The sequence below is a fragment of the Corallococcus exiguus genome, from assembly GCF_009909105.1.
Taxonomy (GTDB): Bacteria; Myxococcota; Myxococcia; order Myxococcales; family Myxococcaceae; genus Corallococcus; species Corallococcus exiguus.
The window spans coordinates 977,555-1,003,926 of record NZ_JAAAPK010000003.1 but is presented as its reverse complement, the minus strand read 5'-3'; the positions used below and the strand labels follow the sequence as shown (position 1 = coordinate 1,003,926).

Sequence of the window (26,372 nt, the reverse complement as noted above, 5' to 3'; positions counted from 1 at the left end):
GTCAGTCCAGGCGCGTCGCGACGCGGGCGACCATCGTGTCGCCGGTCGCGTCCCCGGCCTTGAGGGCGTACAGGGAGCGCATGCCTTCGGACGTGATGTAGCGCAGGTGCGGCGATGGGGAGGTCGCGGCCTCGCAGATGATGCGCGCGATGTCGTCCGGGGTCTGTCCCAGGCTCGCGTAGGTCTCCGCGGAGCCCCGCATGTACCGGCCCAGCAGCTCGCCATACACGGCCGGTCCGTTGCCCTGGGTGCCATTGCCCGTCGCGCGCACGGTGTTGACGAACTCCGTGTGGACCGGCCCCGGCTCCACCAGCGAGACGTGGATGCCCAGCCGGGCCGCCACGGGGGCCAGGCTCTCCATGAAGCCCTCCACCGCGAACTTCGCCGCGCAGTACGCGTCGTTGAAGGGCTGACCCACCAGGCCTCCAATGCTGCTCAGGGAGATGATTCGCCCGGACCGCTGCTCTCGCATGAGAGGGAACACCGCCTGGGTGACGCGCCACACGCCGAAGAAGTTGACCTCCATCGTGCGCCGCAGGGCCTCCTCGGAGGTCTGCTCCATCGTGGCCAGGTAGCCCGCGCCCGCGTTGTTCACGAGCAGGTCGATGCGGCCGTGTGCCTGGAGGACGTCGCGGACACACGCCTGGGTGGAGGCGTCGCTGGTCACGTCCAGCGTGCGGATGTGGAGCTTCACGGACTCCCGCTCCGCCCGTTCGCGGAGCGCGTCCGCTCGGGCGCTGTCGCGCAGGGTGGCGACGACCTCGAAGCCCTGGCGTGCCAGGTGGACGGCCGTGCTCAAGCCAATGCCAGTGGAGGTGCCAGTGACGAGTGCGACCGGGGCCATGCAAGGAATCTCCTGGAGTGGCGCACCGGGAGCGGCGCGCAGGGCGTAATGACTATCACCCTGGGCCCCTCTCGCGCGCGGATTCCAGGACTCAGGTCTTTTTCAGCTTCTCTCCCACCGCGCCGAGCAGCTGGTCGAAGGACTCCGTGAACAGGCGGATGCCGTCGGTGGACAGCTCGTCCGTCACCGTCTTCATGGAGATGCCGGCTGCTTCCAGCTGGCGCATGGTGGCCTCCGCCCCGGGCAGGTCCTCCTCCAGGCTGGGGCGCACCTTGCCGTGGTCCCGGAACGCGTCGATGGTGGCGGGCGGCATGGTGTTCACCGTGTCGCGGCCGATGAGCTCCTCCACGTAGAGCACGTCGCGCAGCTTCGGGCTCTTGGTGCTGGTGCTCGCCCAGAGCACGCGCTGCACCTTGGCGCCCTTCGCCGCGAGCGCTTTCCAGCGAGAGCTCCCAAAGACCTCCTTGAAGGTGCGGTAGGCGAGCTTCGCGTTGGCGATGGCCACCTTGCCGCTCAATCCCTCCATCGCCTTCTGCTGCTCCGGCGTGGCGCCCGCCTTGAGCTTCTTCTCAATCTCCTTGTCCACGATGGCGTCGATGCGGCTGATGAAGAACGACGCCACGCTCGCCACGCGGCTCACGTCCCCACCGGACGCGGCGAACTTCTCCAGGCCGGAGACGTAGGCCTCGGCGATCTGCTTGTAGCGCTCCTGGCTGAAGAGCAGCGTCACGTTGACGTTGAGGCCCTCGGCGGTGAGCTGCTCGAAGGCCGGCAGGCCCGGAATGGTGCCCGGGACCTTGATCATCACGTTGGGCCGCGACAGCGTCTTCCACAGCCGCCGCGCCTCCTCCAGCGTGCCCTGCGTGTCCAGCGCCAGGCCCGGTGACACCTCCAGCGACGCGTAGCCGTCCTGGCCCTTCGTCGCGTCGTACACGGGCTTGAGGATGTCCGCGGCGCCCTGCACGTCGCGCACGGCGAGCTGCTCATAGAGGTCGTTGCCGGAGAGGCCCTTGCCCTTCGCCGCGTCGAAGAGGTCCTGGTAGTCGTCGCTGCCCGACACGGCCTTCTGGAAGATGGTCGGGTTGGAGGTGAGCCCCTTGAGCCCGTCCTCGTCGATGAACTTCTTCAGCGTGCCCTTGGTGATGTAGCTGCGCTGGAGGTTGTCCACCCAGACGGATTGGCCGAACTCGGCGAGCTGTCGCAGCGGATTCATGGATTCTCCCGGCGGGGGCGCGTGGCTCCCAGATGGCGTTGCTTCAAATTGCGCATGCCCTGCCGCCCACGTCCGGCCGGGCGGGCAGGCACTCGCGGATTCTGCCTGCGAACAGGGCCAGCGGGGGGCAACGCTTCTCGGAACCCGAGGCAGTCAACACAGTAGCGGGGGCACACCCCTGTCCCCCCAACCCGGGAGCGAAACGATGGCGGACACCTTGGCGGACCTCGCGGCGCAGCTGCGCATCGACAGCATCCGCTGCACCACGGCGGCGGGCTCGGGCCACCCCAGCTCGTCCATGTCCGCGGCGGACATCATGGCCGTGCTGTTCCAGAAGTACCTGCGCTTCGATTTCCAACAGCCGAAGGCCCCCAACAACGACCGCTTCGTGCTCTCCAAGGGCCACGCCTGCCCGGTCCTCTACTCCGCCTTCAAGGCAGCGGGCGCCATCGACGACCGGGAATTGCTTTCGCTGCGCAAGTTCGGCAGCCGGCTGGAGGGGCACCCGAACCCGCACGTGCTGCCGCTCGTGGACGTGGCCACCGGGTCGCTGGGGCAGGGGCTGGCCGTGGGCGTGGGAATGGCGCTCGGCGCGAGGATGGACGGACTGCCCTTCCGCACCTACGTGCTCATGGGCGACAGCGAGACGGCGGAGGGCTCCGTGTGGGAGGCGTTCGACAAGGCCGGCCACTATGGGCTCGACAACCTGTGCGCCATCATCGACGTGAACCGGCTGGGGCAGAGCCGTGAGACGGAGCTGGGCTGGAACCTGGAGGCCTACGCGGCCCGCGCCCGAGCCTTCGGGTGGAACGCCGTCACGCTGGACGGCCATGACCTGGGCGCCATCGACCGGGCCTTCGCCGAAGCCCAGGCGAAGAAGGGTCAGCCCACCTGCCTCATCTGCAAGACGGAGAAGGGGCACGGCTCCTCGCTCATCGCCAACCAGGACGGCTGGCACGGTAAGCCGCTGCCGGAGGACAAGGCGAAGGACGCCATCCGTGAGCTGGGCGGGGAGCGCAACGTCCGCGTCCAGGTGAAGAAGCCGGAGGCGCTGAAGGCCACCGTCCAGGACAAGGCCTCGCCGTTGCAGCTGCCCACGTACGAGGTCGGCCAGAAGGAGGCCACGCGCAAGGCGTATGGAGACGCGCTCCTGGCGCTGGGCAACGCCCGGCCGGACGTGGTGGCGCTGGACGCGGAGGTGTCCAACTCCACGTACTCGAACGAGTTCCAGAAGGCGCACCCGAAGCGCTACTTCGAGATGTTCATCGCGGAGCAGAACATGGTGTCCAGCGCGGTGGGCATGGCGGTGCTGGGCAAGAAGGCCTTCGTCAGCACCTTCGCGGCCTTCCTGTCGCGCGCCTATGACCAGGTGCGCATGGCGGCCATCTCCAACGCCACGGTGCACCTGTGCGGCAGCCACGCAGGCGTGTCCATTGGAGAGGACGGCCCGTCGCAGATGGCGCTGGAAGACCTGGCGATGATGCGCGCGGTGGGAGGCAGCACGGTGCTCTACCCGAGCGACGCGAACCAGACCGCGAAGCTGCTGGCGCAGGTGCTGGAGCGCCAGGGCATCACCTACCTGCGCAGCACGCGTGAGAAGACGCCGGTGCTCTACCCCGCGACGGAGGACTTCCCCATTGGCGGCAGCAAGGTGGTGCGCCAGTCCGATGAGGACGTGGCGACTGTGGTGGCCGCCGGCATCACGCTGCACGAAGCGCTCAAGGCCTACGAAGCGCTGAAGAAGGACGGCATCGCGGTGCGCGTCATCGACCTGTACTCCGTGAAGCCGGTGGACGCGAAGACGCTGCGCAAGGCCGCGCGCGAGACGCTGGGGCGGCTCATCGTGGTGGAGGACCACTGGGCGGAAGGGGGCCTGGCGGACGCGGTGCTGGAGGCCTTCACCGGTGAGCGCGAGCGGCTGCCCATCGTGGTGCGGCTCGCGGTGACGAAGATGCCCGGCTCCGGCAAGCCCGCGGAGCTGCTGAACGCCGCGGGCATCGACGCGGAGCACATCGTGGAGGCCGTCACCTCGCTGAGGGAGGAGACGACGGCCCGGGGCAAGCCGTCCGAGAACGCCTGGGGCCACACGAACGCGTAGCCCCGGGTGTCTGTCTTCTCAGGGCTTCGGATCCAGCCGCTCGGCCGCGCGCGCCGCACCCATGGAGCGCGCGTAGTCCAGCGCGGTGCGCTTGTCAGCGTCCCGGACCCGGTGGTCCGCGCCGCGCTGGATCAGCAGCTCCATCATCTCCAGCTTGTCGAACATGGCCGCGAACATCAGCGGCGTGCGGCCATCCGGGCCCGCGCCGTCCACGTCCGCGCCCGCCTCCAGGAGCACCGTGGCGATGGCCTCGTTGCCCTTGAAGGCCGCGCCAGCCAGGGGTGTCTGGCCCGCGTCGTTGGGCTGCTCCGGATCCGCGCCGCGCTCCAGCAGCAGGCGCGTCGCGTCCACGTGGCCGTAATAGCTGGCCAGCATCAGCAGGGAGTCGCCCCGCTCGTTGCGAACGCTGACGGGAAGCCCGGCGTCGAGCAGCTCGCGCAGCTTCCCGGCGTCCCCCGCGCGGACCAGCGTGAAGGCGTCCCTCACGGCGGCGTCGGCATCCGAGGGCGGAGTAGCGTTCTTCGGGTCGTTCGTGGGGCTCATGGTCGGTGTTCCTTCCTCGTAGGACATCCCTGACGTGTCGACTTCCCGGGGCGCGGCGGTCAGGGAGTGTAGAGCTCGGCTGCGTTGGAGTCGAAGCTCCCCGACACGACAAGGCCCCTGCCGTCGAACAGCAGCGTCGCCGTGTTGAGCGCAAAGCGCGGGACAATCGTGGGCGCGGTGGGAGTCCAGGTGCCCGTGGCCGGGTCGTACAGCGCCGCGGAATCCGAATACACGGCGAGCACCTGCCCGTTGAGCAGCGTTGTCACCGGGCCCTGGAACGATGTGGGCGGTGAGCCCGTGAGGCTCCAGGTGCCCGTGGCCGGGTCGTACAGCTCCGCAGTGTCGCCCCCCAAATCGAGCACCCGCCCATCGAGCAGCAACACCGGCCAGCCTCCGATGGGGATGACTGGAGAGCCCGTGGGACTCCAGGTGCCCGTGGCCGGGTCGTACAGTTCCGCCGTTCGCAGGGTGAAGAACTCATCCATTCCACCCGCGACGAGCACCTTGCCGTTGAGGAGCAGTGTCGCCGTGTGGCCGTAGCGGCATTCGAGCATGGAGCCGGTCGCGCTCCAGGTATTCGAGGCCGGGTCATACAGCTCCGCCGTGTTGTTGCACTGGCCTCTTTGCGCTTCGCTGCCGCCCGCGACGAGCACCCTGCCGTCCTGCAGCCGCGTCGCCGTGCTGAACAGGCGAAGACTGCCTCCAACCATGGGCCCCGTCAGGGCCCACGTCCCCGGAACGGAACAGCCTGGCAGTCCCGTCACCGTGAAGCTCCGGGTGGCCGTGAGGCCGAAGGCATTCGTCACGGTGACGGTGATGGACGGGGGCGTGCCACCACTGGCGCAAGGGGGCGCCGTCCAGGTGACGCGGCTGTGCGTGGAGTCGCCGGTCGGCGTGCCCAACGCGCCGGTGCTCGCGTCCCAGGAGAAGGTGAGCGCGGAGCCCTGCGGGTCGCTGGCGGCCACTTCATAGGTGAGCACGTCGCCCGGGTTGGCGGTGTTCGAGGAGCGGTAGGAGCGGAGGATGACGGGCGCGAGGTGGGTGGTGGGGGGCGTGTCGGTGACGTACAGGGCGACGGTGCCTGTGTTGTGCCCTCCGCGCCCGTCGGACACGGCGACGGTCAGGCGGCAGTTGTTGCAGGCCCCGGCCGGCGCGAGCGAAGGCGTGAATTGAGTGAAGTCGGAGGACGTGTCGCTGAAGGTGCCCGCGCACGACGCGCTCCAGGCGTAGGAGAGGTTGTCACCGTCCAGGTCCATGGCCAGCGCGGAGAGCGTCGTCGGCTGGCCCACGGCCAGCCGCGTCGCGGTCGCGGTGATGGAGGTCACCTGGGGAGCGCTGTTGAAGGAGATGGACAGCTCGGCCTCACCCTCGCCTTCCGGCAGGACGTTGACGACCAGGAGGGCGCTGGAGGCCAGGCCGCGTGAGTCCGTCACCGTCAACGTGAGCGTTTGAATGCCGGTGGTGGCGGGAGCCGTCCACGAGGTGAAGGGCTCGGAGGTGGAGGAGAACGTGCCCGCAGTGGCGCTCCATGCGTAGCTGAGCGTGTCGTCCGGGTTCGGGTCATGCGCGGAGGAGAACAGGGAGACGGTGCCGCCAGCCGCCACGGTGCTCGGGTTCGCCGCCACGAAGTCGATGATGGGCGCTTCGTTCTCGAAGGGCGGCGGGGGATTGAGCTGTTGGAGGGTGATGGCGACGAGGGTCGTCTGGTCCGCGAGGATGGAGATGCCGGAGGCGAAGCCCTCGAAGCGCAACGCGCCCCCGGCATCGAAGGCCTGCGCGAGGAAGGTGCGGTCGGCGCCCGCCGGAATGTTGCCAATGATTCCGCCCCACACCCCGTTCGTTGGCGCGAGCTCCACCGACACGGAGGGGATGGCCGCTCCCCCAGAGGTGACGACGACGCGGGTGATGCCGGATGCGAGGGATTGGGGCACGGCGACCGTGAAGCGCGCCGTCCCCGTATCCCCCGATAAAGCGCCGCAGCCCACGAATAGCGCGGCCACGAGCACCAGCATCAGGTGCCTGTCTGCTTTATTCATGGACGTCCCCTCTTGGTCGCGATAGCGATTGGGCGGACTATCCAGGATGGAAGGCATTGCCGCCTATGACCCGGGCAGGTGGCCCACCTTCGCTTGCCGGACGACGGAGGCTCCCTGTCGTCAGTAGGGGGCGGCAGGGGCCTTCACGTCCGCGGAGGTATGCCCTTCCAATTCCAAAGGGCAATCCCATCCCCGGAATCCGACAGCCATCGCGCGCTCCAGACCCATGGCAGAGGAACGGTGGTGACGCCACCCTGGCCGCCGCTCCCAATCCGAGGTGCCGGAAATGCACGGGTCACGGTCATGGTGGAGATTGTTCCTGCTGCTGACGCTGGGAGGGCCACTGGCGTGCGAAGTCGCTCCTGCCCCGGGAGTGTTGTCATTGAAGTCTCCCGCGAGCGGAGACACGGATGAAGCGAAGTCGCCGGAGACGACCGAATCCCTCCTGGCCTCGGCCATCTTCGAGGCCACGCTGCGCGAGGAGACCCCGTCGGCGTCCGGCCGGCTGAAGCCCGTGGAGCGGCTCGGCAAGCTGCTCTTCTTCGACCGCCGGCTCTCCGAGCCCATGGGCCAGGCCTGTGCCGTCTGTCATGGCCCCGAGGTGGGCTGGACAGGCCCTAGCCTGCTCATCAACCTCACCGGCTCTGTCTATGAAGGCGCCGTGCGGGGGCGCTTCGGCAATCGCAAGCCGCCCTCGTCCGCCTATGCCACGCAGGCTCCCATCCTCCACCTGGTGACGCCAGGACAGCCCGACTTCGTGGGCGGCAACTTCTGGGACGGACGCGCCACCGGCGAGGAGCTGGGCAACCCCGCCGCGGATCAGGCGCAGGGCCCCTTCCTCAACCCAGTGGAGCAGAACAACCCCAGCGAGGCCGCGGTGGTGGCCAAGGTCTGCGGCGGCCCTTACGGCGACCTCTTCCGGGCCGTCTGGGGCGCCCGCATCTGCGGCGACGTGCCGCGCGCCTATGACAACATCGCGAGGTCCATCGCCGCGTACGAGGGCTCTCGCGAGGTGAACGCCTTCTCCTCGAAGTACGATGCCTACCTCGCGGGCCGCGCGCGGCTCTCTTCGCAGGAGCAGTGGGGCCTGAAGCTCTTCGAGGGCAAGGCCCAATGCGACAACTGCCACACGAGCCAGCGCGGCCCGGGCGGCGAGCCGCCGCTCTTCACCGACTACACCTTCGAGAACCTGGGCGTGCCGCGCAACCTGCTCAATCCCTGGTACTGGCAGCTCCAGTTCAACCCGGATGGACCCTTCTGGATCGACCCGGGCCTTGGGGGTTTCCTCCAGACGCGCCAGGATTACGCGCCCTTTGCGCGCGCCAACCTGGGCAAGGTCAAGGTTCCCACCCTGCGCAACGTGGACAAGCGCCCCTTCCCTGGCTTCACCAAGGCCTATGCCCACAACGGCTACTTCAAGAGCCTGGAGTCCATCGTCCACTTCTACAACACGCGTGACGTGCTGCCGGTCTGCACGGGGAGCGCGTCTGGGATTCCTGGCGTGGACTGCTGGCCTATGCCGGAGGTGGGGCTGAACATCAACACGCGGGAGCTGGGCAACCTGGGCCTGTCACCCCAGGAGGAGCAGGCCATCGTCGCCTTCCTGCGCACGCTCTCGGATGGCTACTTCCAGTGACAGGGAGGCTCATCGCGCGCGGCGCGTCTGCTGGACGGAGTTGGCGATGCGCGAGCCGCAGTCTTCATCCGCTGCGCGGAAGTGGGCGAGGGCCCGGGGGATGATGTCCTCGCGGCTCACCTGAGCCCGGCTGCTCCACCTCCGCGAAGACGTTCTCCGGGTTGCGATTGAGGGGGATCCTGCCCACCTCCAGGGGGCGCGCTGGTGGGTGCTGCGCACCCTCGCGGGGACGCCGCGCTCCGTGTGGCCGGGAAGGGGAGGGCGAAGGTCAGCGCAGGGCCTTCTGCGAAGTGACGATGCCGTCCGCGTCCGCGTAGAGGTGGTGACCGGGGACGAAGGTGACGCCGGCGAAGCGCACCTCCACGTCGCGCTGGCCCTCGTTGCGCTTGCCGCTCTTGAGTGGGTGGGTCCCCAGCGCCTTCACGCCGATGTCGGTGCGACCCACCTCCTCCGCGTCGCGGATGCAGCCATTGACCACCACGCCCGCCCATCCGTTCTTCTGACCCAGGGCCGCGAGCACGTCACCCACGAGCGCGCAGCGGCGGCTGCCTCCGCCATCCACCACCAGCACGCGGCCCAGGCCGGGTTCCTCCAATGCCTTGCGCACGAGGGAGTTGTCCTCCGGCGCGCGCACGGTGCTGATGGGTCCGAAGAAACTCCGGCGCCCGCCGTAGTCCAGGAATCCCGGCTCCGCGACCTGGAATTGCGGAGTTCCCGAGTGGGCGTCACAGAGGTCGGCGGTCTTGATGTCAGGGGGGGCGCTCATGATCCGTAAGATGCACGCGCCGGCCGGGTGTGGCTGTGATTGCGCGTGCGGGTCCGCTCGTCTTGACCGTGCAATGTTCGAAATCCTATCGTCGGCGTCTTCCTGAGGGGGAAGTCCATGCAAAGGCTGAAGTGGTTCGTGAGCGCGATTGCGTTGCTGGCGCTTGCGTGTGGTGAGGTGTCTGAATCGTCCACGCCCGTGATTCGCGAGGGCGAGGGACTGCTGGAGTTGCCGCTGGTGTCGACGTCGGCGGGGCGCAGCTACAAGCTGGTGGGCGCGACGTTCGCCATCACGGGGCCGCAGAACGCGACCATCACGGATACGTCCGCGGAGTCCGTGAGCCTGGCGCTCATGGCGGGGACGTATTCCATCCAGATGAACGGTGAATGGCACGTGGAGCGCACGGACGCGCCGGGCATCACGGTGCCCGTCACGCTGGTGTCTCCGAACCCGATGGCGTTCACCCTGGGCGAGGGGGAGACGCGCCCGGTGCGCTTCCTCTTCAAGGTGCCGGGAGACGCCACTGCCGACGTGGGCATCAGCGTGGACTCTGGCGGTTGGATCTCCGGAACCATTGACTTCGGGCCTCGCTACCAGCCCTTTCCCGGCGATCCTCCGGACATCTTCACGGAGCTGAGCGAGAAGAGCATCCCCTTCGTCATCAGCTTCGAGTCCGCGACGGTCACGCGGTCGAACGAGTACAGCACCAAGGACGTACAGATCCAGACGTCGCCCGTGACCTTCCAACTGGGAGGCGCGGTCCCGGCGGTGGTGATGCAGCAGTTCGTCCCCGCTCTCCAGGGTCGTTCGATGAACCTCTTCATGGGGGCGTACTCCTCGGGCCCGTCCGCCACCTTCCTGGGGACGATCCTCCTGGAGAACGTCGAGCAGCACGCCCGGTTCGAGCTGAATCCCCAGCCGATCTCCATCGGAGTGGACTCGGAAGGATATCCGCTGTTGCAGTCCTTTCCATTTACCGCGAACGCGGTTTTCTCGGGCGGTTCGTCACCAAGCATCTACGGCGACGTCAGCAACGGGACGTTCTCGCCGCAGTAGCACCCACCGCCGCGCGCCGTTCCTCGCTGGAACGGCGCGCGGCCCCTGAGGCCGTGTTGGAGGCGCGGCTTCAGGGCGCGAAGGGGGGACTCTCGTAGCCCACGGTGCCGGTGTTGCCGTCGTAGGTGTTGGCGCTCGGGGTGAAGGTGGAGTTCTTGAAGACGAAGACGCCCCACCCCGTGCCCTGGGACACGAGCGAGTCGGAGAGCTGCAACCGGCCCCGGCCCGCGCTGCCGCCCAGGACGATGTTGCCCTGGATGTCGCCCGCGTTCGTGAAGGCGTCGCAGCAGAAGGGGTCCGAGCCGCCGTGGCTCACCCTCGCGTGGGCGATGACGTTGTTCGCGTCCAGGGAGCGGATGGCGATGCCCTTCCAGTAACCCGGCGTCTCCGTCCGGCCCGTGAACACGATGGGGTCCGCCGCCGTGCCTCGCGCCACCAGGGAGCCCGTCTCCGTGATGCGGAGCCCGGACTTCGCCTCGAACTGGAGCCGCACCCCTGGCTCCACGGTGAGCGCGCCCGCGTACTCCACGAGGGTGTCCGGGATGCCGGTGGAGACGCCATAGGGCACGTCCAGCTTGTGCAACGTCTGGGCGATCGCCAGGTCACCCTCCGGCGCCGCCAGCAGGTGGACGGTGTTGTCGCCGTTGGCCGCCGGGTTGGTGGCGCTGTTGCCGGAGTAGACGGTCGTTCCATCCAGCGCGCTCGCGATGGACAGGCTCACGGTCGCGGGCGCGCCCAGGTTCCCCCGGAAGAGGTTCTTCGAGAAGCCCGGCAGCCGCGCCCGGTTGAAGGCGAAGAGGCCCAGCGTCCCGCTCTTCTCCACCGTGGTGTTCGCGATGCGCACCTGGCTGACGGAGTCCTGGAGCAGCGAGCCCACCACCACGGCGGCCCGGACCTCCAGGCTGCCAGCGGGGCCATGGAAGTAGTCACAGCAGAAGGCGTCCTCGCTGCCCGCGTAGGAGATGACCACGTGCTCCAGCACGTTCGCGGAGGTGTTGGATTTGAACGCGAGCCCCTTCCAGAAGCCCGGCGTGGCCGTCGTCCCCGTGAAGGTGATGGGCGCGGCCTCCGTGCCCACCGCGTTGAGGGACCCCGTGGGCATGATGAGCAGGCCCGCGTCCGGCCCGAAGCGCACCACCGTGCCCGGCGCCAGGGTGAGGGCCCCACTCACCTCCACCACGCCCGTCACCGCGTAGGTGCACTGCTGCGTGCCCGGCTCCCAGGTCGTCGCGGTGGTGAGGTTGCTGGAGATGTTCCGGACGCAGGGGCCGCCGGGCCCGGGGCCGTCGCCGGGGTCATCCTCCGAACCGCCACAGGCGGCCAGGACGGAGGCCGCCACGAAAGGAAGGAGCCGCGGGAAGCGAAGCAGGTGTTGCAGCATGGGGGTCCCCCTGAACAAGCCAGCGGCGAAGGCCGCCTGCAGGGGGAGTACGCCGGGCCGCACGCATATTCTGGGCTCGGAGGAAAACGCCTCCGGAGGGCACTTCCGGCTCGCTAGACTCCGGTGGATGACCGACCGAAACGCGGGCGACCCGACGCTGGACGTGCTGTTCCAGAACAACCGCGAGTGGGCCGCCTCCATGGTGGAGAAGGACGCCGACTTCTTCCGGAAGATGGCCAGCCGCCAGTCGCCCGAGTACCTGTGGATTGGCTGCTCCGACAGCCGCCTGCCACCGAATCAAATCGTCAACCTGATGCCCGGGGACCTGTTCGTCCACCGCAACATCGCGAACGTCGTCGTGCACACCGACCTCAACGCGCTGTCGGTGTTGCAGTTCGCCATCGACCTCTTGCGCGTGCGGCACATCATCGTCTGTGGCCACTACGGCTGCTCCGGCGTGCGCGCGGCGATGGAGCGCAAGCGGGTGGGGCTGGCGGACAACTGGCTGCGCCACGTGCAGGACGTGCACCAGAAGCACGAGCGGCTCCTGCCTGAATCACTCCCGCCCCATGAGCGGCACGACCGGTTGGGCGAGCTGAACGTCCTGGAGCAGGTGCAGAACGTGTGTCAGACGACCATCGTGCAGGATGCGTGGGAGCGCGGACAGCCGCTCACCGTGCACGGGTGGGTCTACAGCGTGGACGACGGCCTCGTCCATGACCTGGGCCTCACGCTCAGCGGCCCGGACGAGCTGGCCGCGAAGCTGCCCTCAAGCCTCGCGCGCTACGCGGCGGCACGGTAGGCGCACCGCCGCGAGCCCGTCCGCTCAAGGCCGGATGGCGACCTTGAGCACTCCGTCCTTGCGCTGGCTGAACAGCTCATACGCTTCTCGGATGTCCTTGAGCTGGAAGCGGTGGGTGAACAGCGGCGTGAGGTCCACCCGCTTCGCGCGCACCACCTCCATCAGGCGCCGCATGCGCTCCTTTCCGCCCGGGCAGAGCGTGGTGACGATGCGGTGGTCCCCCAGCCCCGCCGCGAAGGCGTCGTAGGGCATTTGCAGCTTCCCGGAGTACACGCCCAGGCTGGACAGCGTGCCGCCGGGGTTGAGCGTGCGCAGCGCGCTCTCGAAGGTCTGCTGCGTGCCCAGCGCCTCGATGGCCACGTCCACGCCGCCGCCGGTGAGCCGCTTCACCTCCGCCACCACGTCCTGGTTCCGGAAGTCGAGCACCACGTCCGCGCCCAATTTCCGCGCCATGGACAGACGCGTCTCGTCCCCGTCCACGCCAATGACAAGCGACGCGCCCATGAGCCGCGCCCCCACGGTGGCGCACAGGCCGATGGGCCCCTGCGCGAACACCACCACCGCGTCCCCAATCTTCACGCCGCCGGACTCCGCGCCGCTGAAGCCCGTGGAAGCGATGTCCGCCAGGAGCAGCACCTGTTCGTCCTTCAGTTCGTCAGGAATGGGGGCCAGGTTCGCCTGCGCGAAGGGCACGCGCACGTACTCCGCCTGCACGCCGTTCATCGTGTTGCCCAGGCGCCAGCCTCCCGCCGCCTCCAGGCCCTGGCCGTGGCCGCACTGGGACGCGTGCCCGGAGAGACAACCCCGGCACTGGCCGCACGGCGTGATGGCGCCCACCAGCACGCGCTGCCCCACCTGGTAGCCCGTCACGCCCGGGCCCAGTTCGTCGATGACGCCCACCATCTCATGGCCCACGGTGAGGCCGGGCTTCACCGGGTACTCGCCGCGCAGGATGTGCACGTCGGTGCCGCAGATGGTGGTGAGCGTCACCCGGACGATGGCCTCGCCCGCGCCCGCCTTCGGTCGCTCCACCTCCTCCACGCCCACCTTCTGGGTGCCTTGGAACACGGTTGCCTTCATGGCTCACCTCGTCTGTCTTCAGGCGCGCGGCATGCGCACCGTCACGGCGGGCCGGTCGCTGCGGGCCATCACCTGCTGCGCCACCGAGCCCAGCACCGCGCGGCTCACGCCCGTGCGGCCGTGCGTGCCCAGGCACAGCAGGTCCACGCAGTAGCGCTCCGCGGCCTGGGTGATGACCCCCGCCACGTCATCGCCCTTCAGCACGGATAGCTCCACCTTGTGTCGCCCCTCCTGCTCCGTCTCGGGCACCCGCAGTTCCAACTGACGGCGGGCGGCCTGGACGGCCTCGGGTGACGCGTCCGCTGGCTCCACGTGCAAGAGGTGCACGGTGCCTCCGGGCGGCGTGAGCGCGAAGGCGTAGGCGACGGCGCGGTCCCCCGGCTCCGTGAAGTCCGTGGTGGCCAGCACCGCGCGCACCCGGGGCGGCTCCTTCACCGCGCCCTGCTCGGCGGTGAGCACCGGCACGCTCACCACGGACATGGAGGCCAGCCGCCGCGCGTGCTGCGACACGCTCCACAACCTCGCGAGCGCCTTGCGGTGGTGCGTGCCCACCACCAGCACGTCCACGTGCTCCTCCTCGGCCAGCGCGACCAGGTGGTCCGCGACGCGGCCCAGCCCCGGCTCCAGCCGCGCCCGCACCGTCACGCCAGGCATGCGCAGTGGCTCCAGCAGCGAATCCGCCTCCCGCTCCAACGCCTCCCGCAGGTCCAGCGACACGTCCTTGTAGCTGCGCGGGTGCACCAGCCCCAGCCGCTTCGCCTCCTCGGAGACCCAGAAGATGCGGCCGCCCACCACCTCCAGCGGCCCGAAGTGGGAGAGCGCCTTCACCCAATCCCGCGCGACCTCGTAGGGGCGCGAGCGGTCCAGGCCCACCATCACCCGCAGGGGCCGCTCGCCGCGCGCCCACGCCTCCAGCGCCTCGCTTTCGCGGACCACCAGGAAGGGCACGGTCAGCGCCTGCGCCATCCGGTCGACCGTGCCGCCCAGGCCCAGGAAGGGCGTCTCCTCGCGAGGCGCCGCGGACACCACCAGCTTCAGGTCGCGCTCGGTCACCAGCGCGCTCAGGGTCTTCTCCGCCTCACCGGTGAGCACGACGGGCTCGACGCTGACTCCGGACACGGTCTCCAGCCTCCGCGCTTCTTCCTGGAGCGCGCTCTGCACGGCCTCGCGAGCGCGCTCACCGAAGGTCCGCGCCACGTTGCCCGGCAGGGCATGCACCACGAGCAGCGAGGCGTCCATCCGCCGGGCGAGCAGGGCCGCTGTCTCACACGCGCGCCGGGAGGCATCCGAGAAATTGGTGGTGCACGCGATGTTCATGTCGGCCTCCCCCTGGCTTGAACGTAGTCACCGCGCCGAGCCACCCGCCGTGGAGGAAGGGAGGAGGCGCGGCGCGTGCCGGGCCGCTCGCGGTTTCTCCTCGCTCATGGAGGCAGGACGCATTGCCGGGCCCCGCGCCGAACCCCAGGTTCTCTCAGGGGTGCCATGCGAATCCCTGTTCCGGTCAGCCGCCTGTCCTGGCCTCTGGACGTTGCGCGCGCCCGTCCAGGGGGACCGCCGCGGCTCGCGCGCGTGCTCGCGATGTCCGTGCCCGTGGCGAGCATGTTCGCGGTCCTGGTGGGCGCGCTCATGCTGTGCGGCTGGCTCCTGGCCGTTCCGAATCCCGTTGCGAACAAAGACGGCTTGCCGTCACCTGTCGATGCCTGGGGACTCATCGCGGCGGGGGGAGCGCTCTTGCTCCTGCATGCCGGGACGGCGCGCGGGTGGCGGCGCGCGGTGGGGTGGAGCCTGTCGGCGGTGACCTTCCTCCTGGGGAGCGAGGTGCTCGTCCGGCATGCCGAGGGAAGCGGGGTGGGCCTGCTGCTCACGGGGCTGTCGCTCGGGATGCTGCATGTCCGCACGCGCCAGGGGTGGCACCCCGCGCGGTGGCTGGCCCTGCTCACCGCGACACTCGCGACGTGGAGCCTCATCGGCGGGTTGTACCAGGAGCACCGGTTCGGGCTGGCGCCGCTGCACACGGCGGAAGGGGCCGGCACGCTGCTGGGCCTTCCCATGGCGCTGGCCCTGCTGCCGCTGTCGGTCGGAATCCTCTCCGTCCATCCGGAGCGGGGGCTGATGCACGCGCTGCTGCGCGACGACCTGGGAGGCCACTCGGCGCGGAGGCTTTTGCTGGCGGCCCTGCTCGTCGTGCCCGCGACAGGGGCCGTCCGGCTCCTGGGCGAGCGGCTGGGGCTCTATGGGACGGCCGCGGGCACGTCGCTCTTCGTGCTCGTGACCATGGCCGCCTTCCTCGCCGTGTCCTTCTGGAACGCGAACACCCTCTCCCGGCTGGACGCGAGCCGGCGCAGGGCGGAGGACGTGCTGCGTCTGAGCGAGGAGCGCTTCCGGACCTCGTTCGATGGGGCCCCCACGGGCATGGCGCTGGTGGACCTGCAGGGCCGCTTCCTCCACGTCAACGCGGCGCTCTGCGAACTGGTCGGCTACTCGCGCGAGGAGCTGATCAGCCGGTCGTTCCAGGACCTCACCGTGCCGGAGGACCTGTCGGTGGACCAGGAGAACGCCGCGCGGATGCGCCGTGGCGAAATCGACTCCTTCCAGCGGGAGAAGCATTACATCCGCAAGGACGGCCGGTGCATCGCCGTCATCGTGTGGGGCACGGTGGTGCGCGACCCGCGGGGAAGACCCATCCACTTCATCTCGCAGATGCAGGACATCACGGAGCGGAAGGAGCTGGAGCAGGCGTCGCGCTTCCTGGCGGACGTGGGCCCGCGGCTCGCGGCGTCGTTGGCGTCCCAGACGACGCTGGCCACGGTGGCGACGCTCGCCGTGCCGGCGCTGGCGGACGGGTGCGTGGCGGCCAGCCTGGACAGGAACGGACGCCTCCAGCAGGTGGAGAGCGCGGCCCAGGAGCCAGGGACCGCGGCGCGGCTGAAGGCGCTGACCACGGCGTACGGACCGAACCCCTTCCCCCCGGCGGGCATCGTCGCCTTCGTGTTGCGCACGGGCGAGTCGGTGCTGCTGCCCGAGGTCCCACCGGAGGTGCTCGAGGCGTCCGCGCTGGACGCCGGGCACCTGGAACAGCTTCGCCTGCTGGGGCTCCGGTCGGTCATCGTCGTGCCGCTGCGCAGCCGGGAGCGCAACCTGGGGGCCCTCATCCTCGCGACGTATGGCTCCGGACGCCGCTACGGGCCTCGGGAGCTGGCCCAGGCCGAGGAGCTGGCCCGCCGCGCGGCGCTCGCCCTGGACAACGCCCGCCTGTTCGAAAGGTCCGAGCAGGCCAGCCGCATGCGCGACGAGGTCCTGCGCATCGTGGCCCACGACCTGCGCGCCCCGCTCAACGTCATCCAGCTCAGCGCCGGCATGCTGGAGAGGGCACTGCCTTCCGGGGATGGCACCCGGCGGCACCTGGACACCCTCCAGAAGTCCGTCCATCGGGCGAACCGGCTCATCCAGGACCTGCTGGACGTGGCGCGGATGGAGGGGGGCGTCCTGTCGGTGGAGCGCGAGCCCATGGCGGTGGCGCCGCTCATCCAGGAGGCCGTGGAGCAGCACCGCGCGCTCGCGGAGGCGAAGTCGCTCCGGCTGGTGGCCCACGTTCCGGAGGACCTGCCCTGCGTCCTGGCGGACCGGGAGCGCGTGCCTCAAATCCTGGCCAACCTCCTGGGCAACGCGTTCAAGTTCACGCCCGAGGGGGGCTGCATCACCCTGCGCGTCCAGCCAGAGGCGGGGCAGGTCCGCTTCCTGGTGAGCGACACGGGCCCCGGCATTCCCGCGGAGGACCTGCCGCACATCTTCGAGCGCTTCTGGCAGGCAGGGCCGAAGCGCAAGGAGGGCGCGGGGCTGGGGCTCACCATCGTGAAGGGCCTGGTGATGGCCCATGGCGGGCAGGTGGGCGTGGAGACCTCGCATGGCAGGGGGAGCACGTTCTCCTTCACGCTCCCGGCGGTGTGGCCCGCCGGAGCGCAGACCTGCGCGCACGTCTGACGCCGCGCTACCGGCGCAGGGCGGACTCCAGCAACAGCCGCCGCTCCGCCGCCGCGACGACCGCCCGGGTGGCGCCGACGGCCCCTGGATCCACGGAGAGGGACGTGATGCCCGCGCGCACCAGGTGCTCCGCGAACGACGGACGGTTCGAAGGCGCCTGGCCGCAGAGGGACGACGTGATGCCGGCGGCGCGGCTGGCCTGGATGATGCGGACGATGGCGTCCAGCACCGCCGCGTCCTCCTCGTCGAACAGCTCCGCGCACAGCTCCGAGTCCCGGTCCACGCCCAGCATCAGCTGGGTCAGGTCATTGGAGCCAATGGACACACCGGTGATGCCCATCCGCGCGTACTCGGGGATGCGGTAGACGACGGAGGGCACCTCCGCCATCACCCAGCGCTCCAGCCCGCGCTGGCGTCCCAGCGGGCTTTTCTCCACGGCCTCCAGGCACGCCTCCAGCTCCCACGCCGTGCGCACGAAGGGAATCATCAGGTGGAGGTTGGGCGTCTCCTCCCGCACGCGGGCGAGGACCTCCAGCTCCAGCTGGAACACCTCGGGCTCGCGCAGGTAGCGGTAGCAGCCCCGGAAGCCAATCATCGGGTTGGATTCGGTGGCCTCGAAGTCGCTCCCACCCTCCAGTCCCCGGAACTCGTTCGTGCGGAAGTCCGTGGTGCGGTACACGACCGGGCGGCCCCGGAAGGCACGGGTGATGCTCAAGAGCGCGTCGGACATCCGCTCCACGAACTCGCGGCCCCGGCCCTCGGCGATGAGCTTGCGCGGGTGCACGCCGCCCAGGGCCTCGGTGAGCATGAACTCCGCCCGCAGCAGTCCCACGCCGTCTACTGGAAGCGCCGCCGCCTCCTGGGCCTGACCTGGCAGGGCCAGGTTCACGTAGAGCCGGGTGCCCAGCGCCTCCGGCCCCAGGGTCGTCTGCTGTTGGGGGCCCTGAGCCCTGGAGGGCGTGTCCGATGGTGCCTCAGCGGCGCGGCCTTCGCGCACGGTGCCGGTGGCGCCATCGACGGTGACCTCCTCGCCATCGCGCAGGACCTTGGTGGCGGTGCGCGTGCCCACCACGCAGGGCTTGCGCAGCTCCCGGCTGACGATGGCCGCGTGGCACGTCATGCCGCCGCTGTCGGTGATGACCGCCGCCGCGCGCCGCAGCGTGGGCACCCAGTCCGGAGAGGTCATGGGCGCCACGAGGATTTCACCGCCCTCCAGTCGCGAGCCCTCCCGCGCCTCGCGCAGCACGCGGACGCGGCCGGACGCGATGCCAGGGGACGCGCCCAATCCGGCCACCAGCGTGCGTCCCGAGGTCTCGGCGGACGGGGCGGGCTGCTCCGGTGCGCCCACCGTGGTCGTCACGGGGCGTGACTGGACCAGGTAGAAGCGGCCCTCCTGCTCCGCCCACTCGATGTCCTGGGGCTCGCCGTAGTGCCGCTCCACGCGCAGCCCCAGGCGCGTCAGCTCCAGCACCTCCACGTCCGTGAGCACCCGCGCGCGGGCCTGCTCCTGCGTGAGGTCCTCGCGCTTCTCCCGGCCCACGCCGTCGCGCACCAGCCGGAAGGCCTTCTCGCCCACGCGCGCTTCCAGCAGCCGGGGGCCCATGCGGTCCACGACGTAGGTGTCGGGCTCCACCTGGCCGCCCACGACGACCTCCCCCAGGCCGAAGGCGCCCTCGATGACGACGTGCTGCGGATTGCCGCTGGCGGGGTCCATGGTGAACATGACGCCCGCGCGCGCCGAGTCCACCATGGCCTGCACCACCACGGCGATCTCCGGCTCCTCCGTGAGCCCTTGTGCCTTGCGGTAGGCCACCACGCGCTCGCCATAGGCGGAAGCCCAGCACGCCCGCACCCGGTCGATGAGCGCGTCGTCGCCCGCCACGTTGGTGAACGACTCGTGCATGCCCGCGAACGACGTGGTGGCGGTGTCCTCCGCGGTGGCGGACGAGCGCACCGCCACCGCGTTGCACTCCCTCAGCTGGTGGTACGCGGCGAGGATGTAGATGCGCAGCCAGTCCGGCAGCGGCGCCTGGAGCACCACGCCGCGCAGGGCCTCCGTGTGCTCGGCGAGTGACCTGGGGTCGTCCGGGTCGACGCGCTTCCACAGCTCATGCAGCCGGGGGCGCGCGGACTCCATGGCGTGATGGAAGGCGGAGGCGGTGATGACGAAGCCGGGAGGCACGGGCAGCCCGGCGCGGGTCAGCTCGCCCAGATTGGCGCCCTTGCCTCCAGCCTGGTCCACGTCCTCCCGGGACAGGGCGTCGAACCAGAGGATGGAGGGAGGCGGGGCCGGTTGCGCTTCCGGCGTCTGGGCGGGCGGCTCCTGGGGGAGGGACGGGTCCATGGTCGGGGCTCCTGGCGCGGTGGGGAGGGGGCCTCGTCCCGAGGGTCGCGAGCGGGGCCACGCATCCGCGCTCCTTCGAAGCTGGGCCCTGCGCAATCGGACCGCAGGCCGCCGCTGGCGGGAGAAGGGCCCCGTGCGTGCCCGCACGCCGCCATCCCCCAAGCCTTGCGCCCGCGAGTCCCGGCCCCAAACGTTCCGCGTGCAAGGACCCCGAGAGGGAAGGGCCATGGACAGCGTCGTCGCAACCGATTCCCTGGAGCAGGTTCCGGAGGCCGCTCGCGCGGACATCGCGGACTCCCTGCTCAAGCCCTTCGAGGTCCACGTCCAGGCCAGCTCGCTGGACTGCTTCCGGCCGGGGCTCACGGCGGCGGAGTGGGCGTCGCTCCAGTCCCACGCGGAGCAGGGCCGGGAGCGCATGAGGGGCCGCACGTTCTGGAACGTGAACTCCACGGCCCGGGGCGGCGGAGTGGCGGAGATGCTGCCCGGGCTGCTCGCTTATGCGCGAGGGGCGGGCGTGGACACTCGGTGGATGGTGATGCGGGGCACGCCCGGCTTCTTCCACATCACCAAGCGGCTGCACCACGCGCTGCACGGCTCCCGGGGAGATGGTTCTCCGCTGGGGCCCAGGGAGCGCGCCTGCTACGAGGACGTGCTTCGCGACAACGCGGAGGAGCTGCTCGTGCTCATCCGTCCGGGCGACGTGGTCCTGCTGCACGACCCGCAGACCGCGGGACTGGCGCCGGCGCTCGCAGCCATGGGTGCCCAGGTGGTGTGGCGCTGCCACATCGGGTGTGACGTGCCCAACGAGGAGGTGGAGCGGGCGTGGGCATTCCTCGCGCCGGGGCTGGCCGCCGCGCGGCTCGCGGTCTTCTCCCGGGCAGCCTACGTGCCGCCGATGCTGGCGGACCGGGCGGTCGTCATCCAGCCCTCCATCGACATCTTCGCGGTGAAGAACCAGCCCCTCGAACCCGCCGTCGCGAGCGCCATCCTGGGCCACGTCGGGCTGGTGGGCCGCTCGCCGGACCTCCCCGCGCCCGTCTTCACCCGGACGGACGGGGTGCCGGCCCGGGTGGCGCGTGGGGCGGACATCGTGCGGTTGGGGGTCGCGCCCGCGCCGGACGTGCCGCTGGTGGTGCAGGTGTCGCGGTGGGATCCGCTGAAGGACCCGGTGGGCGTGCTGCGGGGCTTCGCGCTGCTCTTGAAGCAGTCGCCCTGTCTGCGCGCGGAGCTGGTCCTCGCGGGCCCCTCGGTGACGTCCGTCGCGGATGATCCAGAAGGGGCGGCCACGTTCGAGTCCGTCGTCGCGGCGTGGCGCGAGCAGCCGCGCTTCCTGCGCCAGCGCGTCCACCTGGCCTGCCTGCCCATGGTGGACCCGGAGGAGAACGCCGCCATCGTCAACGCGCTCCAGCGGCACGCGGGCGTGGTGGTGCAGAAGAGCCTGAAGGAGGGCTTCGGGCTCACCGTCACGGAGGCCATGTGGAAGTCCCGGCCCGTGGTGGCGAGCGCGGTGGGCGGCATCCAGGACCAGGTGCACCACGAGGTGGAGGGGCTGCTCGTGCGCGACCCCGACAGCCTGCCGGAGTTCGCCTCAGCGGTGCGGAGACTCCTGGAGGAACCGCGACTGTCGGCCCGCCTGGGCACCCAGGCCCACGAGCAGGTGCGCGCCCGCTTCACCGCCGTCCGCCACCTCTCCGACTTCGCGTCCCTGCTGCGGAGGTTGGACATCCGCCCGGAGGCCTGCGGCGGATGAGGCCCGCCAAAGGCCGCGGTCAGGTGGCGCTCACGCTCCGGCCCACCTCCCGCCGCCGCGAGCGCAGCCACTTCTCCAGGCCCACGACGGGCAGTACGCAGGCGCCCACCAGCACCGACCGCGCGATGTCCCCCAGCGACAGCGGCGCGGAGCCGAAGAGGCGCTGGAAGAAGGGCACGTACATGAACGCGGCCTGGAGCAGCACCAGCGCGGCGATGCCCACGAACACGGTGGGGTTGCTCGCGAAGCCCACCTCGCGCGTGGAGCCCGTCAACGTGCGGCACAGCCACAGGTAGAAGATTTGAAAACTGACCACGGTGTTGACGGCCATGGTGCGCGCCTCGGCCAGGGCCCAGGCGTTGGGGACGCCGTGGTTGCCTCCCTGGCGCGCGAACTCCCAGAGGAACAGGCCGATGGCGCCCGCCGCCATCAGCAGCGCGACGAGCCCGGTGCGCATCACCACGAAGTGGCTCAGGACGGGTGTGTCCGGCGAGCGGGGCGGACGGCGCATGACGTGGCGCTCCTTCGCCTCGAAGGCCAGGGGCAGCGCCAGGGTGACGGTGGCCACCAGGTTGATCCACAGCAACTGCGTGGGGCGCATGGCCAGCAGCGGTTCGCGCACGCCGCCGGACTCCTGCAAGGGGAAGAACGTCACGCCCAGCATGAGGATGAGGGCGAGCCCCAGGTTGGTGGGCAGCACGAAGGCGAGCGACTTGACCAGGTTGTCGTAGACGCGGCGGCCCTCCTCGACGGCGGCGACGATGGTGGCGAAGTTGTCGTCCGTCAGCACCAGGTCCGCGGCCTCGCGGGACACGGCCGTGCCGGTGATGCCCATGGCCACGCCGATGTCCGCCTGCTTGAGCGCGGGCGCGTCGTTGACGCCGTCGCCCGTCATCGCCACCACGTGCCGCTGCGTCTGGAGCGCGCGCACCAGCCGCAGCTTGTGTTCGGGGGCCAGGCGCGCGAACACGTTCGTGTCCTTCACCGCCACGGCCAGCTCCGCGTCGCTCATGCCGGACAGTCGCGCGCCGGTGAGGCCCGGATGTCCTGGAGCGTGAAGCCCCAGTTGAAGGCCGATGGCCTCCGCCGTGCCCGGATGGTCACCTGTCATCATCTTCACGCGGATGCCTGCGGCGTGGCAGGCCTTCACGGAGGCCACGGCCTCCTCGCGGGGCGGGTCGATCATCCCCTGCAGGCCCAGCAGCGCGAAGCCGTCCTCCACGTCCTGGGGCCGCAGCGCGTCCGCGCGGGACATGCGCTTACGCGCGAAGGCGAGCACGCGCAGCCCCTGCCTCGCCATGCGCTCCACCTCCGCCAGCACGACGTCCCGGTCCGTCTCCGGTCCGCAGCGGCGCAGCACGACTTCCGGGGCGCCTTTCATGAAGAGCTCGGAGTGCTCCGGGTCGCCCGCGTGGAGCGCGGCCATGAACTGGTGCTCGGATTCGAAGGGGATGGCGTCCAGGCGGGGATACCGCTCGCGCAGCTCCGTCACGCCCAGGCCCGCCTTCTTCGCGGCGAAGAGCAGCGCGCCCTCCGTGGGGTCGCCCGTCATGCCCCAGCGTCCCTCCCGGGGCTGGAGGTCGGCCTCGTTGCAGAGCACGCCCGCGACGAGCAGCGTGCGCACGTCGTCGGGCGGCACGTCCAGGGGGCGCCCCGCGCGAAGCAGATCTCCCAGGGGGGAGTGGCCCACGCCGGTGAGCGCGTAGTGCCCGCGCCAGGTCCACAGCGCCTGCACGGTCATCTCGTTGCGGGTGAGGGTGCCGGTCTTGTCCGTGCAGATGACGGTCGTGCTGCCGAGGGTCTCCACGGCGGGCAGCTTGCGGATGACGGCGCGGCGGGACGCCATGCGCTGCACGCCAATGGCCAGGGCGATGGTGACGATGGCGGGCAGCCCTTCCGGGATGGCGGCCACGGCGAGGGTGATGGCCACCAGCACCGCGTCGCTGAAGGCATACCCCCGGAACATCCCCACCCCGAGCAGCACGGCGGACAGCACGATGATGCCCGCGCTGATGACGCGGCCCAGCCGGGCCAGCTCCCGAGTGAGCGGCGTGCTGAGGTCCGCGGCCTGCTCCATCAAATGGGAGATGCGGCCCAGCTCCGTGGTACTGCCCGTGGCAACGACGACGGCGGTGGACGTGCCGGACGTCACCAGCGTGCCACCGAAGGCAAGGCTCGCCCGGTCCCCCAGCTCCGCGTCCTCGGACACGGCCGCGACGTGCTTGCTCGACGGGACGGACTCACCGGTGAGCGCGGCCTCCTCCACCTGGAAGTTGCGGGAGCGCAAGAGGCGCAGGTCCGCGGGCACGCGGTCCCCCGAAGCGAGCTGCACGACGTCACCGGGAACGAGCTCCGCCGCGGGCCGTGCCAGCAGGTGTCCGTCGCGCAGCACCTGCGCGGTCTCCGGCACCATGTGGTTGAGCGCCTCGATGGCCCGGCCCGCGCGGTACTCCTGCACGAAGCCGATGAGGGTGTTGAGGACCACGACAGCGGCCACGACGAGCCCGTCGGTCACCTTGCCCAGCAGGATGGCCAGGCCCGCGGAAGCGATGAGGACCCAGATGAGCGGGCTGTCGATCTGCCGCCACAAGAGCTTCCACGCGCTGTCCGGCCGCGAGCGCTCCAGCACATTGGGACCATGGCGCGCGAGCCGTTCCCGGGCCGCTTCCTCCGTCAGCCCCTGGGGCGCGCTGGAGAGCCGTTCCAGCACGGCGTCCGGGAGAAGTGCATGCCAGGGGACGGGAGGCGCGTCGGGGGCGCGAAGCCCTGCCTGCTTCCTTGGCTGTGACGGCTCCTGCATGGCGTGCCTCCCCTGGGGAAGCTGGCCACGGGCAGGGCTGCCCGTCAGCGGGAGGCGAGCAACTGGGCGGTGCACCCGCTTCAGGTTGGAGGCAGGCCCGTCACGCGCTCGAACGACACCCCCAGGTTTCCGACCGCTTCAAGGGCGTTCTTGACGTCTTCCGAGACAATGAACGCAACCTTGAACTTCTTCAGCCGGAAGACCTGGGCGCCCTCGGTCTTCGAGGGGTCGATTCGCAGTCCGTAGATCCAGTTGTACTCCCCCGGGTAGGTAGGAGAGGGGTCGTCCTTGTCGTAGTGATGCACCTCCCGGCACCGTGCCTCGTCGATGCAATCAATCACCTTGGTGGCATTGACGACGAAGAACGGGTCGGCATCTCCCTCAATGGACACCGGGAAAAGCTGCACGTCACCGGGAGCCAGTGTTTTGAGGACGTTCGCAACGGCTTCGCTGACGGTGGGCGTTTCTTCAATCGAAGAGAATACAAAGTCTCGCTTGGTGCCAGGATGGGCGACCTGCGCCTTGAGGGGGCCAGGGTCGGGGAGGGTGCGACCATCTACAAACATCCAAGGCTCGTCAAAAGCCTCGCCTGAGTACCGTGTCGGCGTAGCAAGGAGCCAATGCGGCACATTTCCAAGCTCCACCGAGTAAAAATGGCGCTCCATCTCACCTCTCTCCCTTCACAATGAAACTCCGCATGTCGGAGCCCTGCGTCAGAAGCTCATTGGCTATCTTCGCAAGTTCCTCCATCAAACTGGCCCGGCAGGTCTCCGTCGTTCGGCAGCGCGCAACAGAACGATCAAGGCGCCGAAGCACCGCTCGGTGATACAGTTCAGGGTGAGGCCCCTCGTGCCCCTTGAGCCGCACTTTGTTCGAGGCATCTTCGAATGTCATTCCGGCCTTCTTGAAGACCTCCTCGCACCTTGGCGTCCAGGGACCGCCGGCAGCATCGGAGATGAGGTTCTTGTTCGTGCAGATGTGGTGAACCGGCCCCGTCTCGTCACCGGGAAACCGCCCCTCACCGTACATCGCCAGTGCAGCCGCGGCTCCCGGAGCCAGCGCCACGTTGAGCACACCGGCAGCAGGCAACGAGATGGAGCCCACCCCGCCGTTCATAGCAGCCGCGAGCCCGAATCCACCTTCGGCCTGCGCGCGAAGTGCGGCCTGGGAGAAGCCCGGGAGCCTGGGCCCCTGGGCCGCCATCGCGTTCTTCCCACCGAGGGCTGCTGTAACGAGCAGCACCAGGACACGCGTCCCGTTGGTCCCGAGCACCTTGCCGAAGCGATGTCCGATGTCCTGCAACTCGATGACGCTCGTTGCTGTCTCCGCTTCGTCCCACAGGTGCACGAAGCCCCGGCCAATCTCCCAGACGGGCACGATGCCCAGGTAGGCCACCATCGCCGCCGTCAGTGCCACCGCGAGCACCTTGGTGACGGGCTCGGGCAGCGTCATCGTGAGGAGCACGGTCAGGGCGGCCGAGGTCACCAGGGCCTTGAGCGCCACCGGATTCAGCACCTTGCCGACCTCGGCCCCGACGCTCTCCCATACCGTGTCGAGAGCGAACGAGAGCGCCATCACCGTCCGGTCCTTGCGCGAGAACGTCAGCCCCGTCCCGCCCACCAGGGTCAAGCAGTCGTCCCCATCGGGACAGATGCGCGCGTACAGCGATTCAGGTGAGCTGCCCGAGCCAGCGTCCGCGAGTCCCTTCGAGGACGCGAGCAGGGCCCTGGACCGCACCCCGCCTCGTTGGTCGGCCGCATCCGTTTCGCGGAAGGCAACATCCATTCGCATGTCCAGGATGAGCTGCGTGAGGGCCGCCTTGAACTCGTCCTCACCCACCTGGACCGGATCCACATCCAGGGATTCGTGAACCACCTGCCTGCCGTCTCCAATATCAACGTGGACAACACGGGTGGTCGCACACCCTCCCACAAAAAACAACAACGCGACAGCTCCCACCACGCGCACAAACACCCCCCGAAGCCGACCCTGGGGAAGCTGGCCACGCCCGCGCAGCGTCTGCCCCGTGTTTCCGGACGAGG

At 69.9% G+C, this 26,372-nt stretch carries 18 protein-coding genes; 6 read left to right on the top strand and 12 right to left on the bottom strand.

What is annotated here, in order from left to right; genetic code table 11:
- Position 1: 1 nt before the first annotated feature.
- Positions 2 to 844, bottom strand: a complete 843-nt coding sequence (locus tag GTZ93_RS15550; RefSeq protein WP_139917597.1) for an SDR family oxidoreductase — start codon at positions 842 to 844, stop codon at positions 2 to 4.
- A 91-nt stretch (positions 845 to 935) separates the two neighbouring features.
- Positions 936 to 2,057 (bottom strand): transaldolase, encoded by a 1,122-nt coding sequence (tal, locus tag GTZ93_RS15545; RefSeq protein ID WP_139917599.1) that lies wholly within the window; start codon positions 2,055 to 2,057, stop codon positions 936 to 938.
- A gap of 205 nt (positions 2,058 to 2,262) precedes the next feature.
- Between tal and GTZ93_RS15540 the strand changes: the two genes are divergently transcribed.
- Positions 2,263 to 4,155 (top strand): transketolase, encoded by a 1,893-nt coding sequence (locus tag GTZ93_RS15540; RefSeq protein ID WP_139917601.1) that lies wholly within the window; start codon positions 2,263 to 2,265, stop codon positions 4,153 to 4,155.
- Between the two features lie 18 nt (positions 4,156 to 4,173).
- Here GTZ93_RS15540 and GTZ93_RS15535 read toward each other — a convergent pair whose 3' ends face one another.
- Positions 4,174 to 4,698 (bottom strand): ankyrin repeat domain-containing protein, encoded by a 525-nt coding sequence (locus GTZ93_RS15535; RefSeq protein ID WP_139917603.1) that lies wholly within the window; start codon positions 4,696 to 4,698, stop codon positions 4,174 to 4,176.
- Between the two features lie 59 nt (positions 4,699 to 4,757).
- A complete protein-coding gene (locus GTZ93_RS15530; RefSeq protein ID WP_139917605.1) occupies positions 4,758 to 6,734 on the bottom strand; it encodes a Kelch repeat-containing protein in 1,977 nt (658 codons plus the stop codon).
- Positions 6,735 to 7,107: 373 nt separating this feature from the next.
- Here GTZ93_RS15530 and GTZ93_RS15525 point away from each other — a divergent pair, with 373 nt between their 5' ends.
- A complete protein-coding gene (locus tag GTZ93_RS15525; protein ID WP_390624878.1) occupies positions 7,108 to 8,370 on the top strand; it encodes a cytochrome-c peroxidase in 1,263 nt (420 codons plus the stop codon).
- Positions 8,371 to 8,638: 268 nt separating this feature from the next.
- On the opposite strand, the gene rraA is transcribed toward GTZ93_RS15525, so the two are convergent.
- A complete protein-coding gene (rraA, locus tag GTZ93_RS15515) occupies positions 8,639 to 9,136 on the bottom strand; it encodes a ribonuclease E activity regulator RraA (RefSeq protein ID WP_139917610.1) in 498 nt (165 codons plus the stop codon).
- A 117-nt stretch (positions 9,137 to 9,253) separates the two neighbouring features.
- Here rraA and GTZ93_RS15510 point away from each other — a divergent pair, with 117 nt between their 5' ends.
- Positions 9,254 to 10,192 (top strand): hypothetical protein, encoded by a 939-nt coding sequence (locus tag GTZ93_RS15510; RefSeq protein ID WP_139917612.1) that lies wholly within the window; start codon positions 9,254 to 9,256, stop codon positions 10,190 to 10,192.
- Between the two features lie 70 nt (positions 10,193 to 10,262).
- Here the strand turns inward: GTZ93_RS15510 and GTZ93_RS15505 are convergent, their stop codons facing one another.
- Positions 10,263 to 11,573 carry a hypothetical protein gene (locus GTZ93_RS15505; protein WP_139917614.1) on the bottom strand — a complete coding sequence of 437 codons (1,311 nt, stop codon included), beginning with the start codon at positions 11,571 to 11,573 and terminating at the stop codon, positions 10,263 to 10,265.
- A 127-nt stretch (positions 11,574 to 11,700) separates the two neighbouring features.
- Between GTZ93_RS15505 and can the strand changes: the two genes are divergently transcribed.
- Complete coding sequence (gene can / locus GTZ93_RS15500) at positions 11,701 to 12,375, top strand: carbonate dehydratase (protein WP_121754650.1); 675 nt, start codon at positions 11,701 to 11,703, stop codon at positions 12,373 to 12,375.
- Between the two features lie 24 nt (positions 12,376 to 12,399).
- Here the strand turns inward: can and GTZ93_RS15495 are convergent, their stop codons facing one another.
- Together GTZ93_RS15495 and GTZ93_RS15490 are read right to left on the bottom strand one after the other, a co-directional pair.
- The gene (locus GTZ93_RS15495; protein WP_126934019.1) at positions 12,400 to 13,455 is read right to left on the bottom strand and encodes a zinc-binding dehydrogenase; all 1,056 of its coding nucleotides are present in this window, start codon (positions 13,453 to 13,455) and stop codon (positions 12,400 to 12,402) included.
- Positions 13,456 to 13,473: 18 nt separating this feature from the next.
- Entirely contained in the window at positions 13,474 to 14,772 is a 1,299-nt protein-coding gene (locus GTZ93_RS15490) for a universal stress protein (protein WP_139917616.1), read from the bottom strand.
- A gap of 165 nt (positions 14,773 to 14,937) precedes the next feature.
- On the opposite strand from GTZ93_RS15490, the gene GTZ93_RS15485 reads away from it, so the two are divergent.
- Positions 14,938 to 17,436 (top strand): sensor histidine kinase, encoded by a 2,499-nt coding sequence (locus tag GTZ93_RS15485; protein WP_139917618.1) that lies wholly within the window; start codon positions 14,938 to 14,940, stop codon positions 17,434 to 17,436.
- 7 nt (positions 17,437 to 17,443) lie between these two features.
- Here the strand turns inward: GTZ93_RS15485 and ppsA are convergent, their stop codons facing one another.
- Positions 17,444 to 19,780 (bottom strand): phosphoenolpyruvate synthase, encoded by a 2,337-nt coding sequence (ppsA, locus tag GTZ93_RS15480; protein WP_161662838.1) that lies wholly within the window; start codon positions 19,778 to 19,780, stop codon positions 17,444 to 17,446.
- A gap of 226 nt (positions 19,781 to 20,006) precedes the next feature.
- On the opposite strand from ppsA, the gene GTZ93_RS15475 reads away from it, so the two are divergent.
- A complete protein-coding gene (locus GTZ93_RS15475) occupies positions 20,007 to 21,530 on the top strand; it encodes a glycosyltransferase (RefSeq protein ID WP_139920988.1) in 1,524 nt (507 codons plus the stop codon).
- 19 nt (positions 21,531 to 21,549) lie between these two features.
- Here GTZ93_RS15475 and GTZ93_RS15470 read toward each other — a convergent pair whose 3' ends face one another.
- From GTZ93_RS15470 to GTZ93_RS15460, 3 genes are all read right to left on the bottom strand, one after another.
- A complete protein-coding gene (locus GTZ93_RS15470) occupies positions 21,550 to 24,330 on the bottom strand; it encodes a cation-translocating P-type ATPase (RefSeq protein ID WP_139920986.1) in 2,781 nt (926 codons plus the stop codon).
- Positions 24,331 to 24,410: 80 nt separating this feature from the next.
- A complete protein-coding gene (locus tag GTZ93_RS15465; RefSeq protein WP_167548066.1) occupies positions 24,411 to 24,995 on the bottom strand; it encodes an imm11 family protein in 585 nt (194 codons plus the stop codon).
- A gap of 1 nt (position 24,996) precedes the next feature.
- Positions 24,997 to 26,298: an AHH domain-containing protein gene (locus GTZ93_RS15460; protein WP_139920990.1), complete on the bottom strand. Its 1,302-nt coding sequence runs from the start codon at positions 26,296 to 26,298 to the stop codon at positions 24,997 to 24,999.
- Positions 26,299 to 26,372: the final 74 nt, after the last annotated feature.